This window comes from Streptococcus mitis (assembly GCF_009496155.1).
Taxonomy (GTDB): domain Bacteria; phylum Bacillota; class Bacilli; order Lactobacillales; family Streptococcaceae; genus Streptococcus; species Streptococcus mitis_BQ.
Genome location: NZ_WIJP01000007.1, coordinates 115,195 through 132,942 on the forward strand (window position 1 = coordinate 115,195; position 17,748 = coordinate 132,942).

Below are 17,748 nucleotides of genomic sequence, written 5' to 3' on the forward strand. Positions count from 1 at the left end.
CTTTTTATGGGAAATGAGTCATAATCTCACCCTTAGGAGTGACTTCAACTAAGCCCATCAGGAGATTACGCACCATATCCGCACGGATTTGTTCTTTCATAGCTTCAAAGCCAGCATAAGCTTCTTGATAGTACTCTACAATTGGGTTTTTCTGACTAGCAGACTGACCACCGATAGCCATAGATAACTGTTGTAGATAGTCTACCTGCTCAACCCAATTGTCATCAATGGCTTTAAGTAGTGAGAGGCGTAAAAACTGTTCATACAAGCCATGTTGCTCAAGCAATTCTTTCTTTTCAGAAAGTTCTTTATCAATCACCTGCTTCATAAAGCTACGAACTGCAGTCTTGTCAGTCACATCTATATGATCTGGAACCTCTTTAATGTGAAAACTAATATTGGTCACAAGAAAATGGAAGAGTAACTCTCGGCTTTCATAATTTGAAGAGGTCACTTGATCTATATAACTAGCAATGATTTCCTCTACAACATCCTCTAAGTCACGAGAACCATCTATTAGACGATTACGCTCCTTGTAAATCATATCCCGTTGAATATTCATACTTTCAGCATATTCTAGAGTCTGACGACGCGCCGAACGTCCAGCACTATCACTGGCATGTTGAGCCTTTTCGACTAGCCTTCGGTATTTACGACCTTTCAGTACTTCTGGTTGAGTCATATCTTGAACCTGATAGTCTTTGTACTTTTTATGAACCCAAGATGGACCAAATTTCTTGATAACATCGTCCTCCAAGGATACAAAAAACTTACTCATCCCGGGATCTCCTTGGCGACCAGAACGACCACGAATTTGCAGGTCAATTCGTTGACTTTCCATCCGCTCAGTCCCAATAACAATCAAGCCACCAAGTTCTGCAACTCCCTTACCAAGCTTAATATCCGTACCACGCCCTGCCATAGAGGTAGCCACTGTCACAGCTCCCATTTGACCTGACTCAGAGATAATCTGGGCCTCACGCGCTGCATTATTAGCATTTAGGACATTATGAGCAATTCCCTCTCGGAGCAAGAGTGACGAATAAAGCTGAGACATTTCAACCGAGCCAACAAAAACGAGTAAGGGATTCCCCTTGGCATGATATTCTTTGATGTACTCCAAGGACGCATACACTTTTTCAGGTAAAGTGACGTAGAGATTATCTGGATAGTCAATCCGTTGTCTAGGACGATTGGTTGGAATGCGCACTACCGACATATTGTAAGTTTCAATAAACTCTTTTTCTGCAACCTTACCTGTCCCTGTCATACCAGATATCTTATTGAACATTTTAAAAAGACTCTGATAGGTGACAGAAGCCATAGCCCTCGTTTCTGGAGATAATTTGACATGTTCCTTGGCTTCAATAGCCTGATGGAGACCTCCCTGTAGTTTAGTCATCTCCATTAGACGACCTGTTCCCTTATCTACCAGTACCATTTCATCCCCACGAATGACATAGTCTTTATCTTTGGTAAAGAGTTTATGGGCTCGAATCGCATACACTAAATGGCGAGCAAAAACCGCATGTTCTTCCTTGTAAAAATGATCTATTCCTAAGAAGCTTTCAGCAGTTTTAGCCCCCTTGGTAGTGAGCCAGATTTCATCCTTTTCCTCTTTAAAGATATAGTCCTCTCCTTCTACCAAAGTCGTTACCAGCGTATCAATAATACCGTAGTGATTAGACTGAACACGGGGAGCACCTGCAATGATAAGAGGTGTCTGGGCACTATCCAACAAGATATCATCAATCTCGTCAATAATGACATAATCAAAAGGACGTAAAAATTTTCCTTCCTCATTTGAGGCCAGATTATCATTTAAATAATCAAAACCTAAATTGCTATTAGTTGTATAGATGATGTCTGATGCATAAATTCTTTTTTTCTCTTCTGACGTCAATTCCTCTTTTGGATCATCTGTAAAAGGTATTCCAATTGTCAAGCCTAAAAAGCGGTAAACTTGTCCCATCTCCTCGGCATCGCGTTTAGCTAGATAGTCATTGGTGGTAATCAGCATAGTTCCTTTTCCTGTCAGGGCATTAAGATATACAGGCATAGTAGCTGTCAAGGTTTTCCCCTCACCTGTATTCATCTCAGCGACATTTCCCTGATGGATAACAATCCCACCCATAACTTGGACATCATAAGGAAACATTCCTAATACACGTTTATCTGCTTCACGAACAACTGCAAAAGCTTCCACTAGAAGATCATCTACCGTCTCTCCTTTAGCAAGACGTTGGCGAAACTCCACTGTTTTTGCCGCTAATTCTTGGTCTGATAGAGAGGACATATTTCCTTGAAGGGCATTGATTTTTTTTAAAATCCGTTTGACTTTCCGAAGTTGAAAATCTTGATAAAAAACTTTAAACACGATTTAACTCCTTAATTGAAAAAGAATAGAAATCTAAGGATTCAAAACCAGCACTTAGAAGAGAGACTTGGTAGGTATAGGTACCATCAGGATAGGTAAAATCAAAGACTTTCATTTTTTCAATTTTCTCTTCAATCACATCCCCATATCTATCAAAAAAGGCAATCTTTGTATAGACTCCATTGGTAGGATGACATTCATAATTCATACATAATTGATAATCCTGTTTTCTCTTCAGCAAAGGGAGACTGGGCTGAGTTCTGAAGGCTTGATAGTTTACACTAGAAAACCAAGTTTTTAAGGTTTCTCCTGATGTCACTAAGGGATTATAGAGACTAATATGTTTGTCTTCATAATAGGTTACCTTACTACCATACATAAATGTCCCCCCTACTTCTCCCCACTTAATGTCTGTTCTCTGATTGATAATCATTTGTCCAACCTTCCAAAATCTGATTTCAAAATCATACGGTAAAAATGTAGAAACCAAGCAACATTGGTATCTGTATCATCATTATGTCGTCCATCTGTACCTTTAGATAAAATTTTAGCACCTGTATAACAAAGATGTTCTACTAACTGATCGTAGGCTTCGCTATCCATATCTTCATCCTTCATATAGGAAAGACCAAAAGTTGTCTGTGTAAAATCTGCCTTTTTAAAAGCATTCCAAAAACGTTGATCCAAATCTTCCATGTGTTGGTAACTAACTCCACCAGTCTGATGTCTCAGAACATCAAATCCTGTATTAAATACTCCTGGTGCCTCTAAACGCCCTCGTCTTGCAATAGTCCCAATATTAGCTAATGGCTTACCGACAATAACTGCACGTGGCTCAAAAGCGGATCCATAGTAGAGCGATGGAAAAGTTCCCATAGAAAGACCTGATAAAATCAAATCTTTAGATGTCAAACCAAGATAGTCCAAATAATATTGAATGGTTTCCTTAACCTTATTCTCTAATTCTTCGCTCCCCAGGTAAAAGGCACCACCTTCAATACGAGGATCCGAAAATAGAAGAAAAGGACATCCTAGATTTTTCATCATCCAATATCCCTCGAATCCCTCGGCAGGACGAAAACCTGCAAAATAAACAGCTAAAGGGGGCTTGAAATCTCCCGGATGGAAAAAGTAGTTAATTTCATCACGCTTACTATCATGTAGGATATTCCCACCTAAAACAAACTTCCCGAATTGTTTGCGACTCCAGCGCTGGTGAAGATTTCCTAATTGAAGTTTGCCTTCACCACGTCCTTCAATCGATATATATATCAAATAATTAGCCTCTTTACTATCCATAATTATAGCTTTTTCTAAATCAGCTTCTAAATAAACTTCCTCTTCAAAAAATTCATCCACTGAACCATTCCATATCTTGCGAACCACTAGCCGAAATTCACAATCTCCTTGTTTTTCATACTCTAACCATAACTCTATAGGCAAATCTTTATACACCATAAAATTATTAGACCAGTAAGCCAGTTGTTGGAAATCATCTCCAAAATGTCCTTCTAAGGTCACATGCTCAAATCCTTGATAGGCAATAGAACCTTCAAAAGATGGATGAATTTGGATACTAGATGGAAATAATTTATCTCCATATCCCCCACCAAAGAGAGAAGTTGATAAATCATTGATTAATTGCTGGGGATCTGAGAAATCTACAGCCTGAGCACAACGCTTTTTTAAGCAATCAAGAATACCCAAATCTGTCGTTTTAAACTCTTGATTATAAAACAAAGTATAAGGTTCAATATGGTGAATAAATGGCAATAAATCCCTTATATACTGACCATCCTCAATCAAAATTGCATGAAAATTTATGATGCTATCCATTTCCATCATTTTACGAAGGGCTAGCGGTGAGTTGGGACAAAAATAATACCAATCCATATTTTCAGGAATTTCATAATGATGAGCCCAATTATCAAGCCCTATCTGTAGGATTTTATAGTCCTTTGACATCAGTAACCTCCTCAATCCAGTGATGCAATTTATCTAAGAATCGTTGTCCAGTATGTTCTTTGATTTTATCAATAGAGTATACTAATGCTTGATTCCATTCTTTTAGTTTATCTGTATAATAATGTGCAGCCTTGGAAAATTCTGTCACATCTGAAATCAAGTAACCATTTTTCAAATGTTCCACATAGACGGTTTCGAACTGATTAATCTGAGGAATTCCCGCACTAATACCTGCGATTTGAGTATAGAGGTGGGGTTGTTTATTCAAATCCACAATCAAACGAACAAACTCGAGCGTCTTAATCAGATCCAATTCATCATTCATGTTGATAAATTGAAAACGTAGTTCCTGCTCTTGATTTTCTTCTAAAGGATTCTCTGCCCCACCGTAGTCCACTCCTTTTTCTAAACTATCCGTATGGATTTGTTCCTGAATGATTTCGTTGACAAGTGATTCCACTTCCTCCATTTGTTCCTGACTAGCAGAAAAAGCTCCAAAAATGACTTCTGTATTTTTTGTTTCAGCAATAAATGATAAAACCTGAAATAGGGCTTGTCTATCAATTCCTTGAGAAAAATCTAATTGATAGTAAAGTATTGATTCTTTTCGAGTCTGACTTCTCCCTAGTCGCAAACGCGTATCAAAAGGAGAGAGATGATAAAACTTATCTGATAGTTTAGGATATAGTTCCTGCAAAAGTTGTAAACTATCTTCCCTATCTACTAAGACTATATTTGCCTGATCAAATGACAGAGCTAAGTCTTTAAAACTAGCTTGAGCATTCCGATTAATGAAAAGACTCAACAGTTTAGGATTGGCACTAGGTAAGCAATTTAAGACAAATTGGTCATGATGAGGATGAGAAGGGATGATGAAAATATCCTGTTTCTTCTGTTGCTTTTGCAGATATTTATCAAAATATTCTGCGATTAGTTGACTCATATCAGTGTAGTGAAGCTGTTTAAAACGATAACCAAATATTGGATTTACCTCTACTCGTCCTCCCTCGTTTAAATGCTCCCTAAATCTCCAAATACCTTTAGGATCTAAATAGTCTTGATAGGTAGGCTGTCCATTATCAAAATAAATGACACTTGATACAAACCCACGATCATCCATGATGTAGTGCTTACTTATATGACCACTATCATCAAAATATTGGATATCACTGATAAATCCTTCTACGCCATGTTCGACCTTTGCATACTTTTTACCATTTTTTTGAACTACTATTGCAAATGGACTATACAGAAACTGGCAATCACTATCCCACTCTATATCTCTCAAATTAAGAACCTGGGTGTGTATATCATGCAAGTCTTGCATGTCATCAAAGATAGAATAGACTTCTGTCTCTAAGACACCATGTCTATGTAAAAAATAACGTAAATGTGGCTGATAGGACAAGACTAATAGTCGAGATGCTATCTCTTGTCTTTGAAAAAGCCTAATCTGATTAAAAGTATCATCAAATTCAAATCTAAAAGAAGAATAATACCATGGAGTTACATCCGCGTGCCATTGACGGTTTGAACCATACCAAGCTGGAATAAAATAATACATAAAAGCCTCCTAAATCAAGGGTTTATAGGTTTCATTTAGTCTCAAAGCCTTCATTTCATCTTTGATTGTAAAAATCATACCTCCAAACATCATAAATAAACCTGGAATCATAGCAATTCTCAATAAATTTTCATCAGATAAAACAAATAACATTGGAGTACCTGCCATCAAAACATTAAAGATTCCTCCTATAATCGAAAAGCGCAACACTAATCGATTAATAAAACGACTTGTTTCCTCACCTGGATAAACTCCATATATATACTCCCCTGATTTCTTCATACGATCAGATATTTGGTCTCCACTCATATTGACAAAAGCAAAAGCAATACTAAATAAAAAAATCATGGCAATGTATGAGTAAATCCATAATGGTTTTCCGACTCCATATTGAGCTGATAGTTCAGAGAAAACTGAAGTATGAGGGAAGAGAGTCTGTAATAGTAAAAAGATATAGGTAGGCAAACTTAAAAAACTCATCACATACATAAATGGCATACCACCAGCAGGATTTAACATTATTTCAAAATAAGAATAACGCTTAAACCGGCTACGTAAGCCAATTTTATGAACTGGTATACGATAACGCGCTCTATACATGATCACCATCATATAGGTCAATACAATACTGCTCAATGCAATCAATATCATTATTCCCATAGAAATTCGAACAAGCTGAAATGTACTTAAAATATCTTGTGGAATATTTAAAACAATACTAGACAGTAAAATGACCACCGAGCCACCTACTCCAAGTTGAGCGTTTAAATCTGATAACCATACTAGGAAGAAGGCTCCTGCTATTAATAATATGGTATTCAACACAGTTACCAAAAGCGATGAATAATGATGTTGAATCGGTAGATTCAACGAGAGCGCTAAAGATTGAATCAAAGCAATAACCAGTGTTAAATACATCTTTCTTCTATCTTGAACTTCTACTGCCCCTGAAGAAATATTTAATTTCTTAGAAAAAGAGAGTAACTGCCATAGAATCATTGATGACATCCATGGTGAAAGGCCTATAGAAAATAGAGATAGACTTCTCAGATTTCCTCCTAAAAGGGCGGTTGAAAACGCCAAATAGGCCGTTGATCCACCTAAAAAGTCCCTACTATTCAAGTCAACAAAAGGAAGAGTAATTCGGCTTCCTAATATATAGATAAACAACAGAAACAAAGTTATCAATCCCTTTTTTACTGCTATTGATGAATAAATTTTTTTCACGAAATACTCCTTATTAAATCTTGATTTGAATTTCGCTATAGTTAAAATTTGTACTCGACTTAAGACTAGTTTTCCAAACTCTTTATAGCTTTAACCATTTCGTCAGGTCTATCTACAGAGAAAATACCACTGTAAATACTATCATCTAAGAATTTCCTAGTATTATCAAAAGTAAATATTTTTATCCCTCTATCTCTGGCCTTGGATAAGACATCCAAAACCTCTGCTCCATGATTAATATCTAAATAGACTGTTGTATCATCTAATATCCATTCAATCCTATTATGAATGATACTCTGATACAAAGTCACGTTTTCATAAACTGATAAATTAGTTAGAGCAGGAGCACAATATACTGGCGCTCCAATATGGAAATGCCATTCTGGTAAAGACTTTATTAAATATTCTAAATGCTCTACTTCTAAAACCCATGTTGCAATAAAAGCATTCTTTTTAGATTGGTTACTACGTTCAAAATAATTAAGATTTGCTTTTCCTGATATAATCTCAGACCAATCTAAATCTCTATACATCCACCACAGTTCTCGAAGTCGCGATACACTATAAGTGTTCCAAGGTTTATCTTTACTTGCAAAATGTGTAATTACCGGCCATTTCTCGTTTAAATTTTCTAAATCCCCTGATGGATGTAAAAAATCTAAACCTGTTAAGTAATTAAACTTATAATCTAATTGCAACCATCTGTTCTCGAAATAAATATTTAAGATACTTTGATCTGCCATTTGAACCTGATCTTGCTTTTCTTCTGTCAATACCAATAAGTCATGTGTGATATTTTGTTCTCTCCACATATCATTATTGATTAATAAGACACCAGCATTAAAACCATTAATAGATAACTCCCATCCGTAGTTATCCTGTACTGCTGCTATAGGATAGCCATTAAAATCTAATTCAAACAAAGGGCTTAAATCACCACTCACAATCAAATCACAGTCAAGATATAAAGCTCTACTTTCTCCAACAATATTAGGGATTAAAAATCTATAAAATGTGGCGTAATTTATATGAGTCGCTGTTTTAAAGTCTTTAAAATCATTAGAATCCAAATGAATATTCTTAATACTGGAATCAAAATGTTTTAATTTAGGAACTAATAACTTAAACCATTCTGGTGCTATATCACTATTTAAAATATAAAAATCAACTTCTGTATTATGACAAAGAATCGACTTAATTGTCGTCTCTAATTGAACTAAATAAGCATTATCCGCTGCTAAAACAATTGATTTTCTCATGATTTTCCTTTCATAAACCTCTTAATCATTTCCACCATTTCATCAGGTAAATCATGCTGGCAAATACCAGCATAATCTCCTTCAGGTATATTAGAGTAATACGTATTATCAAATGTTAGCATTGGTTTTTGATATTTTTTTATATACTCATAAACTGTCTCCATTTTCCCATCGTGGTTAATGTCTAAATATAAGTCTGATTTCTCTACTATTTTCTCTACTAAAAGAGGCAATATATTGGGATATAAAGTTACATTTTGAAAACGAGAAAGAGAAACTAACTCACCTGACATATTTGTAAATGCAGCAAGATGAAAATGAACATCTGGTAATTTCTGAATAAGATAATCAATCTTTTCAATATTCCAAGAATTAGTTAAATTGAAACAATGGAATTTTGGAAGATATTTATCAACAGTGTAGCAAAGACCTTGTTTTCTCCAACGTTTAAGTATTTCAGACCACTCGAGTAAGTTATAATGCCACCAAACTTCCCTTAATCTACCTACTGAAAACTGGTTCCAAGGTTTATCTTGAGATAAGAAGTGTAAAATTGTCGGTAGCGGATTTAATGAAATCTGAAAAATAAATTCATGATTATGTGCTGCAGCACCATAGTCAAATCCTATTTGAAAATTGTAATTCCAATCTAAATTTTTATAACTATCATGAAAAAGCATATTCAAAATAGACTGATCTCCTTCTGCCACATTTTCATGTTCCTTTTCTGTTAATTCAATCAATTTTTGTCGAATATTTTTAGATTTCCATTTTTTATTATTGATTAAAAGAACACCAGCGTTAAAGCCAACTCCTACTCCAAAACAAGAACGTGCTGCTGCCAGATAATTTTCACCTAAATCTAGTTCAAACAAATCGGTCAAATCACCAGTTACAATCAAATCACTATCTAGATAGAGAGCTTTATCTTCTGTTACAAAATCTGGTATAAAATAGCGTGCAAAGGTCATATGATTGATATGAGGCAATTTATTTGACCAGTTCATTTGAAATTGGGGACCAATTAACTTACAATCAATCAAGTCGCTTCCTATTTCTTGTAATTTTGGCCGTAAGAAACGAAACCACTCTTGAGGAATGTCTTGATTGAAAATATAAACTTTCAAACCACTATTGTGATAACACAAAGATTTCAAGGCAGTTTCAATCTGTCTAATATATCCATAGTCTCCTGCAAAAACTACAGCTTTTTTATCTTCTAACATTTTATCTCCTTTAAGTTTAAGGTAATTCATTACGATAAGACAGTGAGCACTTGACTATTATATGCCTCATCTTCTATAAATTCAATATCTTGATCAAAATTATGTTCCGCAGTATGCTTGTGATGCAATTTAACCTTTGTATCTACTCCCATTTTCATCCATTCATACTCTGAATCAATATGACCAATATCTAGAACCCGATATCCCTTCTTAAAAAGATTATAGGATAAAATTTTAGCTGTAGGGCCAAGCATACATAAAATAAGGCGATTTTCAGCATACTGTAATACAGCTTCTTGAATCTCTTCTATACGCGCATAAGCATTATGGGATGGACAGATAATTCGCTTAATTGAATTTGCTCCATCAAATAAATCATTACCTACACCTGAACGAGAAGTTACTCCTTCTACAATCAGAATGTCCTCATTCTTCCAAATTTGTTTTAATTTTTCAAATTGACTAAATGATTGCGATTTATCCACATAGTCAATGTATGGTCGAGATACAAATGTAGTCCCATACCAATCTGCTCTAGCTAATTCTACATAATCTTTTAAATGATGTTCTAAATGTCCCTTCCAGAAGGCTTCCGCTGCTGGTGTAAAATTAGAACGATCAGCAAATACATTTGGTAATCCGATAACTAATTTTTCATCACTTTGAATAGCAATAATCTCTTTCAACTGACTGGCAAGATTCTCATCATAGACTTGATAAGGAATAGATTTCCCTAACATTAAATCCATCTCTCCATCTCCAAAACGGATAATAGAAGATTGGTTTTCTATTATATAATCTAGAGTTTGATCAATACCCTTAACTATAATCGCTGGTGTTCTTGCTTGAAATGTTCCAGAAATAAGATTTTCAATGTCTTCCACCATACGTTCAGGTGATTTTGAAGAATATATCTGTTGTCCAAAGAAGCCATGTTGGGTACTATCAAAAGAGAAAATGATTTTATTCATTTCATGAGCTGACTTCACAATATCATGTGTTGAATGACCACAGCTAATATCTAAATACAATCCCATTCTTACTTTTAATTGTTCTAATTTTTCTATAGTTATAGCTGGATGTAAACGAATATTTCGATAGTTATTTTGTAGTTCATATAACTTAGGCCCCATATCTGTCCAGGCTGCGACATCAAAAATAACATGTGGAAGATATTGAGCTAAATAGTCTAATTGTTCAATGTCTTGTGTATCTGTAAATATTAAGCAATGAAATGTCCCCTGATTATAATCTTTTAAAAACCGAGAATGGCTAGCATAGTCTTTGATAGCTTCTATCATTAAATTGATATCTTCTTTGTCAAATACCATTTGGTTATACATTCCATGCTGTGTATTGGAAAAGCTTAGGATAGGAATCCCAAGTTTATCAACATCTTTCAAGATACTTTCAACTTCCAATCCCTGATGGATATCCAAATAAATATCCGTTTTTCTTTTCAGTTTTTCCAGTACAGGAGGAACAATTTGTGGGTGCAATCTCACATTATCATATACAGCTAATTTTGTTAGCTCATCTCCCATATCCGTCCAAGCCGCAATATGAAATACCACATCTGGTAGAGCTGTAACCAGCTCCTCTATTCCTTCTAAATCTTGGGAGTTAGTTAAAGTTAAACACGAAAATTCTCTATCTAGACGAGGTAGAAGTTCAAACTCTCCTATATGGTGTTGTAAAATCTGACTCCATTCCAAATCATGGAATTCCCACCATAAATCACGATAACGATTGGCTATCAAGGTAGTCCATGGCTTTCTGTAGGTCGTAAAATGAATCACCACTGGTTTGTCATTAAAAGCTAGATGTTCCTGCCAATTATTATACAAAGCAACCACATCATGTCCTACTTGTAAATTATAAGCTCTACCTAGCTCTAACCAATCATCTTGCAAGACCTGATTGAAAATCGTTTGATCACCATTAAAATGTTCAAAACGACCTTCTTCAACTTCTTTCGTTGTTAGGATAGACTGTTCAATTAATCGTTCTTTTAGTTTTTCTTGACGCCATTTTTTATTGTTGATTAGTAGGACACCAGTATTAAAACCTTGGCCATTTGCATCTCTAATCGCCGCGATATAACGTTCTTCTATATCCTGCTCAAATAGATTATCTAATTTATCATTGATAAGCAAGTCACAATCTAAATACAGAGCCGTATCTTCTTGTATATAATCTGGGATAAAACATCTAGCATAAGCAATCGAACTAATGTGAGCTTGTTTTGTCCAATTCTGAAATACAGTCTGTTCAGGTAGTTTAACATCGATAATCTCACTACCTAACATGCGAGCTATTTTTCGTGGTTTGCGAAACCAATCTGGCATAATATCTTGATTTAAAATATAAATTTTAACATCTCGATTGTGGTATAGGATAGATTTTATGGTTGTTTCTAACTGCGTGGTGTAATTGCGATCACCAGCTAATACAATTGTTTTAATCATCTTATTCTCTTAATCAATTCCTAAGTGATAGATTGCATCTACCAATAACTTTTTAGTGAAATAACCCTCTTTTAACAAATAACTAAAGGTTTTTATCCGATTCGTCATATCTTGATATTCTTGTACATTCATTTTATCAACTATCTCATGAACCTCTTCTAGACTGTCTGCCACAAAGCCCAAGCCTTGATCTACTACAAATTTAGCAGTTGACAAGCTACTTGGTACAATAACTGGTATTCCAGCTGTTAGATAGGTACTAACCTTATGAGATATATTTAAGGTATAGTATTGATTACTTTCTCCATCATTTTGATGAGTTCCCCAGACAAGGCCAAATCCACCTTTTGATAATTCTAGCAATAGTTCCTCATCTTTTTTCCATCCTTCGATACTGAGATTTCTAGCATTGGAACTCGCTTCTCCTTTATTTGAAAATACTCTTAAAGGCGTATCTTGAGACCAATTTTGTAAGTCTGGAAAACGCTCTAAACTTCCAGCAAAAAAGAGTTCTTTTTTAAAAGTTGGAGTGTATAAGGATAAATCATGAGGATGATCCCACATACCTTGAACGAGAATCTTCTTAGTTGTCAATCCTTCTTCAATCAGGCGTGCTTTCATCCTCTCTGACGGTACTATCAAAACATCTGATAGATTATACATATACATGTATTCTTTCATGAGATAATAGTTACTATCAAACATGAGGGGAACAACATCATGAATAAAGCAAATAATCTTTACTTGCATGTCCTTTAATTTGTCAAAAAAGATACGGTCAAACTCAAAGCCATTCCAAGTAGGAGATTGGAAAACTAAGATATCACCAATAGAGATACTGGCCATAATGCCATCCATACGCTTATTCATTTCGGATGGACTGTCTGAAGCAATATTGTAAAAATAAATACCAACTTCTCTAAATCCTAGCTGACTTGCTATTTTTTGTACGGCATTTTGGGCTAGAATAACAGTACTATCACCAGCCATACCGTATAAGTTTGTTAAATGTAGTTTCATATTGTATTATCTCATTTTTATTAACATTTACGGAAGTAAAGACAATTTTTCCATCATTCGTCTATAAATCTCCGTAGACTGCATATTTTGTTCTTCTAACTTCGCTATCACTCTTTGTAATCGATTTTTATAAACCAAAACATGATTGGTCAAATCATAACCTAAACTTGCCAAAATAGCAATTTTCTCTTCCCTAGCTTCGATTTCATCATATATACGCTTTTCGCTCCATGTATTCGATAAAGTACCAGTCAAACCAACACGGTACCAGTATACACACCGATTCAAATAGACTACCTTCGACGCTCTTAGAAGTGTCTTCCATGTCCAGTAAGTATCCTCTGCAATTTTACCTATAGGAAATGGTGAATCTTGTAACAACTCTCTTTTGAATAACTTCAAGACAGCTACAGTCCAGTTCCCATTTCTGACTTCTTCGACACCTTCCCTATCCATAATTGCTTTTCCTTCAATAACCTCCAGAGAATCATCTGGTTCCGTAACATAAGTCATATATACATAGCGTGTTTCATCATAAGAATTATAACGCCCGATACTAATATCTGCATTTTCTTTTTTCAAAGCACCATATAGTCGGTCTAAAGCATCATGTTCCAACCAATCATCTGAATCTACAAAAGTAACGTATGCCCCTGTTGAATGTTCAATTCCAAAATTTCTTGCTGAAGATAATCCACCATTTTCTTTTTCAAAGTAACGGAAACGAGCATCTTTAGCAACATATTCTCTACAGATATCTACTGAATTATCTGGAGAACCATCATTGATTAATAAAACCTCAAAATTTTGATACGTCTGATTCTGAATGCTATCCAAACACATTCGCAAATAATTCTCAACGTTGTAGATTGGAACTACAATACTGATTAATTCATTACCCATACTATAATCACTTTTCTCCTAAAAATTTTTTTATCTCTGTCACCATTTCATTTGCATCTTCTGATCGAAAAACTTTACTAAATCCACTTGAATCATGATTGGTATTCTCAAAAGCATAGACAGGTTTATTCTGTTCTATTGCTCTATTAACAATACCATCCACCTCTCCCCAATGGTTAATATCTAAATAAATATCTGATTTCTTCAACAAATCCTCAATAATATCATCATGATGAACATTTGTGTATATATTCACGTTCTCATAACGATTGAAACTTTCAAGATAATCCGAAATATTTGTTTTAGCTGCTATATGGAAAGCTACCTCAGGAAGATTTTGAACAAGATAGTCTAAGTTTTCTAAAGTGTCTGAGGCTGTTAAAGTAAAAACATGAAATTGGTGTTGGTTCCTAGGAATGATTTTTAAATCCTCCTGAGAAGTAACGATAGAATTAGCTGGTATATCTTTATAAATTAGAGCATTTGCTCCAATAATGACATTATCTCCAATCGTAACCCCTTTTAAAATGACAACATTAGTTCCAATCCAACAATTTTTTCCTATCGTTATTTTGTCAGCAGTAAATTGAATTTTTTCGATATGGTAATTTGAGTATTTATGATTATGGTCAAAAATCCTTACCCCATCTCCAAACATGGTATCCTTACCAATTTCAATTTCTTTACCACAACGAATCGTACAATGGTCATTAAAGAAAACTCTATTTCCTAGTGTTAATTTAGCATTATTAGCTACTTCTAAACTTACAAATGAACGAAATGTAACATCTGTTCCTAATTCAATAGTACTGGTGGGAGAGATCTCTATATGATGAAAATCTCCTAATAACTTTACCGAATCTTTAAAATCCATGTTTTTCTTCCACTTCTCTTAATTTCTCAATCATTTCCTGAACTTGTTCTACTTTGTAGGTTAGCTGCCCAACTTCACGATATTTTGTATTTTCAAAAGCCAAAATCAACTTTCCTCTTTCTGAAAATTGATCTAACATTTCCTCTGTTTTTTCACCATGATTAATATCTAAAAGAACTTGACAAGTATCGACCAGTTCGGAATCTACATCTAGCAAATAATGGATGCCATTAAAAATAGTCACATTTGGATAAACCAACAATTGTTTCAAACGATCACTGACCATTACTCTAGCCGCTATCTTAAACTGAATATCTGGTAAGGATTGAATTAATGTCTCAATTTGTTCAATATGGTCTGAAGCTGTATAAATTAAACAAGCAAAAGGTTCTTTTATAGGATAGATATGAGACTTCTGTAGCGGATGTAAGTGATAATTTTGTCCCAATTCTGTCCATTCAAGACCATGATAATACCACCAAACATCGCGATAGGTTTGGGCCGCCAAATCTTTCCACGGTTTTCTATGGGAAAGATAGTGAATAATAGCAGGATAATCCTGTCCTTCAGGAATCTGATAATCAGTGAACTGCTTATGAATGACAATATGATTATAATCGAAGTCCAATTCTAGCCATTTATTTTCAAAAAGCATATTTAAAATACTCTGATCAGCCTGATCAACCTTATCATGCCATTCATTAGTTAGGTCAATCAGCTTTTGAGTCATATTCTCTTGCTTCCAAAAAGCATTATGAATCAAGAGAACACCTGCATTAAAGATTTCTCGACCGAAATAGGCTCTTCCCCCGAAATCTCTAACAGCAGCCAAAGGATAATCTTGTAAATCAGTAGCAAACAAGTCATCTAGATTTTTCGTTATGACTAAATCACAGTCCACATATAGAGCCTTATCTTCTTTCACGAAATCAGCTACAAAATAGCGTAAAAACACTGTATAACTAATATCCGTTTTATAACGTGAAATTTGCTCAGACGTCACTCGGCAATTGATAATTTCTGAATCAAACTTCTCTAAGCGCTTATTTAATTGCTTCATCCATTCATTTGGAAAATCACTATTAATCAAATAGAAACGGATGGAGCGATTGTGGTAACAAATAGACTTGATAGTCGTTAAAACTTGGTCTACATAGGCATAATTTGCTGCGAGGACAATAGCTTTCTTTTCCTTTTGCGACTGTACTGATAACTGATTTAAAAGAGTTCTTTTCATTTCAAACTCTTTATACGTTGCTGTATCAGATAAGCCACTAGCTTGACCGTTCGCAATGCTGACTTCCAACATCTGACGATAAGCTGCTAAGTGTTTCTCAAGTGGATATCCCATATTAGCTAGTAGAGTAATACGCTCAGACATAGCATCAACTAAGGCGTGCATCCACTTTTCTGTCCAAGTCTTTGTAATACTCCCACTTCGCTGACGATATGCGTAAAGACCTTGATTTATATAAATCACTTTTTGAACCAATAAATATAGTTTTTGATTTATATACCCATCTTCACCAAGTTTACCTTTATCAAATCGGATATAATCAAACAACTCAGATTTATAGAGTTTACCCCAAGCAGATATTAAAGAAAAACTCTTCATTTGTTTTGCATCATATAAATTTTCAAAGATTGAAATATTATCGTACAATTTCTCATAATAAGACTCACTATTTACATGAAAATAATACATAGCCTCATCTTCATTGTAAGAATAATAATTTCCAATCGCAATATCAGCTTGATACCCAATTAATTTATTGTGAAGAACTTCTACATAGTCCGGCTCAACCCAGTCATCCGAATCAACAAAAGTTACGTAGGAGCCAGTCATGCGTTCTAAACCTGCATTTCGTGCATCAGATAGGCCACCATTTTCTTGTTCTACATAGATAATTCGATTATCTTTTTGTGCATACTCTTGACAAATTTCACCCGAATTATCTGTAGAACCATCATTTATGACAATAATTTCAAGATTTTTGTAAGTTTTGTTAATCAGACTATCCAAACATTTATTTAGGTAATTTTCAACATTATAAACGGGTACAATTACCGTAATTTTTTCGGTCATGAAGCTATTCTCCTTTCCTAATATTATAACATTTTTCACGCTATTTTTCACCTTCTATTCACTTTTAATATTAAAAAATCCCCTGGATGATTTTTCATCCAAGGGATTCTTCATAGATCGAAATAATAATACTTTCTATGTATTTTTAATCTGATTACTCTTCATCATCACGTTTACGGCGTTTCGCAATCAGACCTAGACCAGTCACAGCTGCCAAAGCTCCAAGGAGTGCAGATGACTTAGAAGCTTCTGTACCTGTATTTGGCAATTGCTGTCTTGACTTACCTGCTGATTCTGATGGTGTTTCAGAAGATGCTGCGTCAGCTGATGCTGAGGCACTTGTTGATGCTGATTCAGATGCGCTTGTGCTTGCTGATGCAGACGCACTTGTTGATGCTGATTCAGATGCGCTTGTGCTTGCTGACGCTGAGGCACTTGTTGATGCTGATTCAGATGCCGATGTGCTTGCTGATGCAGATGCACTTGTTGATGCTGATTCAGATGCCGATGTGCTTGCTGATGCAGACGCACTTGTTGACGCTGACTCAGATGCGCTTGTGCTTGCTGATGCAGACGCACTTGTTGACGCTGACTCAGATGCGCTTGTGCTTGCTGATGCAGACGCACTTGTTGACGCTGACTCAGATGCCGATGTGCTTGCTGATGCAGACGCACTTGTTGACGCTGATTCAGATGCCGATGTGCTTGCTGATTGGCTCGCACTTGTTGACGCTGACTCAGATGCGCTTGTGCTTGCTGATTGGCTTGCACTTGTTGAC

13 protein-coding genes are annotated in these 17,748 nt (G+C 35.3%); all 13 read right to left on the minus strand.

What is annotated here, in order from left to right; translation table 11 throughout:
* Positions 1–4: 4 nt before the first annotated feature.
* Complete coding sequence (gene secA2 / locus GEZ84_RS05870; protein ID WP_319946432.1) at positions 5–2,377, minus strand: accessory Sec system translocase SecA2; 2,373 nt, start codon at positions 2,375–2,377, stop codon at positions 5–7.
* Positions 2,370–2,810, minus strand: a complete 441-nt coding sequence (gene asp3 / locus GEZ84_RS05875; protein ID WP_153223850.1) for an accessory Sec system protein Asp3 — start codon at positions 2,808–2,810, stop codon at positions 2,370–2,372. Before asp3 ends, secA2 begins: the two co-directional genes overlap by 8 nt.
* Complete coding sequence (gene asp2, locus GEZ84_RS05880) at positions 2,807–4,342, minus strand: accessory Sec system protein Asp2 (protein ID WP_153223851.1); 1,536 nt, start codon at positions 4,340–4,342, stop codon at positions 2,807–2,809. The genes asp3 and asp2 overlap by 4 nt, the downstream gene beginning before the upstream one ends.
* Entirely contained in the window at positions 4,326–5,906 is a 1,581-nt protein-coding gene (gene asp1 / locus GEZ84_RS05885; protein ID WP_153223852.1) for an accessory Sec system protein Asp1, read from the minus strand. Before asp1 ends, asp2 begins: the two co-directional genes overlap by 17 nt.
* A 9-nt stretch (positions 5,907–5,915) precedes the next feature.
* Complete coding sequence (secY2, locus tag GEZ84_RS05890) at positions 5,916–7,133, minus strand: accessory Sec system protein translocase subunit SecY2 (RefSeq protein ID WP_319946433.1); 1,218 nt, start codon at positions 7,131–7,133, stop codon at positions 5,916–5,918.
* Between the two features lie 65 nt (positions 7,134–7,198).
* The gene (locus tag GEZ84_RS05895; protein ID WP_153223853.1) at positions 7,199–8,392 is read right to left on the minus strand and encodes a glycosyltransferase family 8 protein; all 1,194 of its coding nucleotides are present in this window, start codon (positions 8,390–8,392) and stop codon (positions 7,199–7,201) included.
* Complete coding sequence (locus tag GEZ84_RS05900; protein ID WP_153223854.1) at positions 8,389–9,618, minus strand: glycosyltransferase; 1,230 nt, start codon at positions 9,616–9,618, stop codon at positions 8,389–8,391. Before GEZ84_RS05900 ends, GEZ84_RS05895 begins: the two co-directional genes overlap by 4 nt.
* Positions 9,619–9,647: 29 nt before the next feature.
* Complete coding sequence (locus GEZ84_RS05905; protein WP_153223855.1) at positions 9,648–12,086, minus strand: SP_1767 family glycosyltransferase; 2,439 nt, start codon at positions 12,084–12,086, stop codon at positions 9,648–9,650.
* Positions 12,087–12,095: 9 nt separating this feature from the next.
* The gene (locus GEZ84_RS05910) at positions 12,096–13,106 is read right to left on the minus strand and encodes a sugar transferase (RefSeq protein ID WP_153223856.1); all 1,011 of its coding nucleotides are present in this window, start codon (positions 13,104–13,106) and stop codon (positions 12,096–12,098) included.
* A gap of 27 nt (positions 13,107–13,133) precedes the next feature.
* The gene (locus GEZ84_RS05915; RefSeq protein WP_153223857.1) at positions 13,134–14,009 is read right to left on the minus strand and encodes a glycosyltransferase family 2 protein; all 876 of its coding nucleotides are present in this window, start codon (positions 14,007–14,009) and stop codon (positions 13,134–13,136) included.
* Positions 14,010–14,016: 7 nt separating this feature from the next.
* Complete coding sequence (locus tag GEZ84_RS05920) at positions 14,017–14,883, minus strand: DapH/DapD/GlmU-related protein (RefSeq protein WP_153223858.1); 867 nt, start codon at positions 14,881–14,883, stop codon at positions 14,017–14,019.
* Entirely contained in the window at positions 14,873–16,969 is a 2,097-nt protein-coding gene (locus tag GEZ84_RS05925; protein WP_153223859.1) for a glycosyltransferase, read from the minus strand. Before GEZ84_RS05925 ends, GEZ84_RS05920 begins: the two co-directional genes overlap by 11 nt.
* A 154-nt stretch (positions 16,970–17,123) precedes the next feature.
* On the minus strand, positions 17,124–17,748 hold a 625-nt coding region (locus tag GEZ84_RS05930), incomplete at its 5' end, for an LPXTG cell wall anchor domain-containing protein (RefSeq protein ID WP_153223860.1).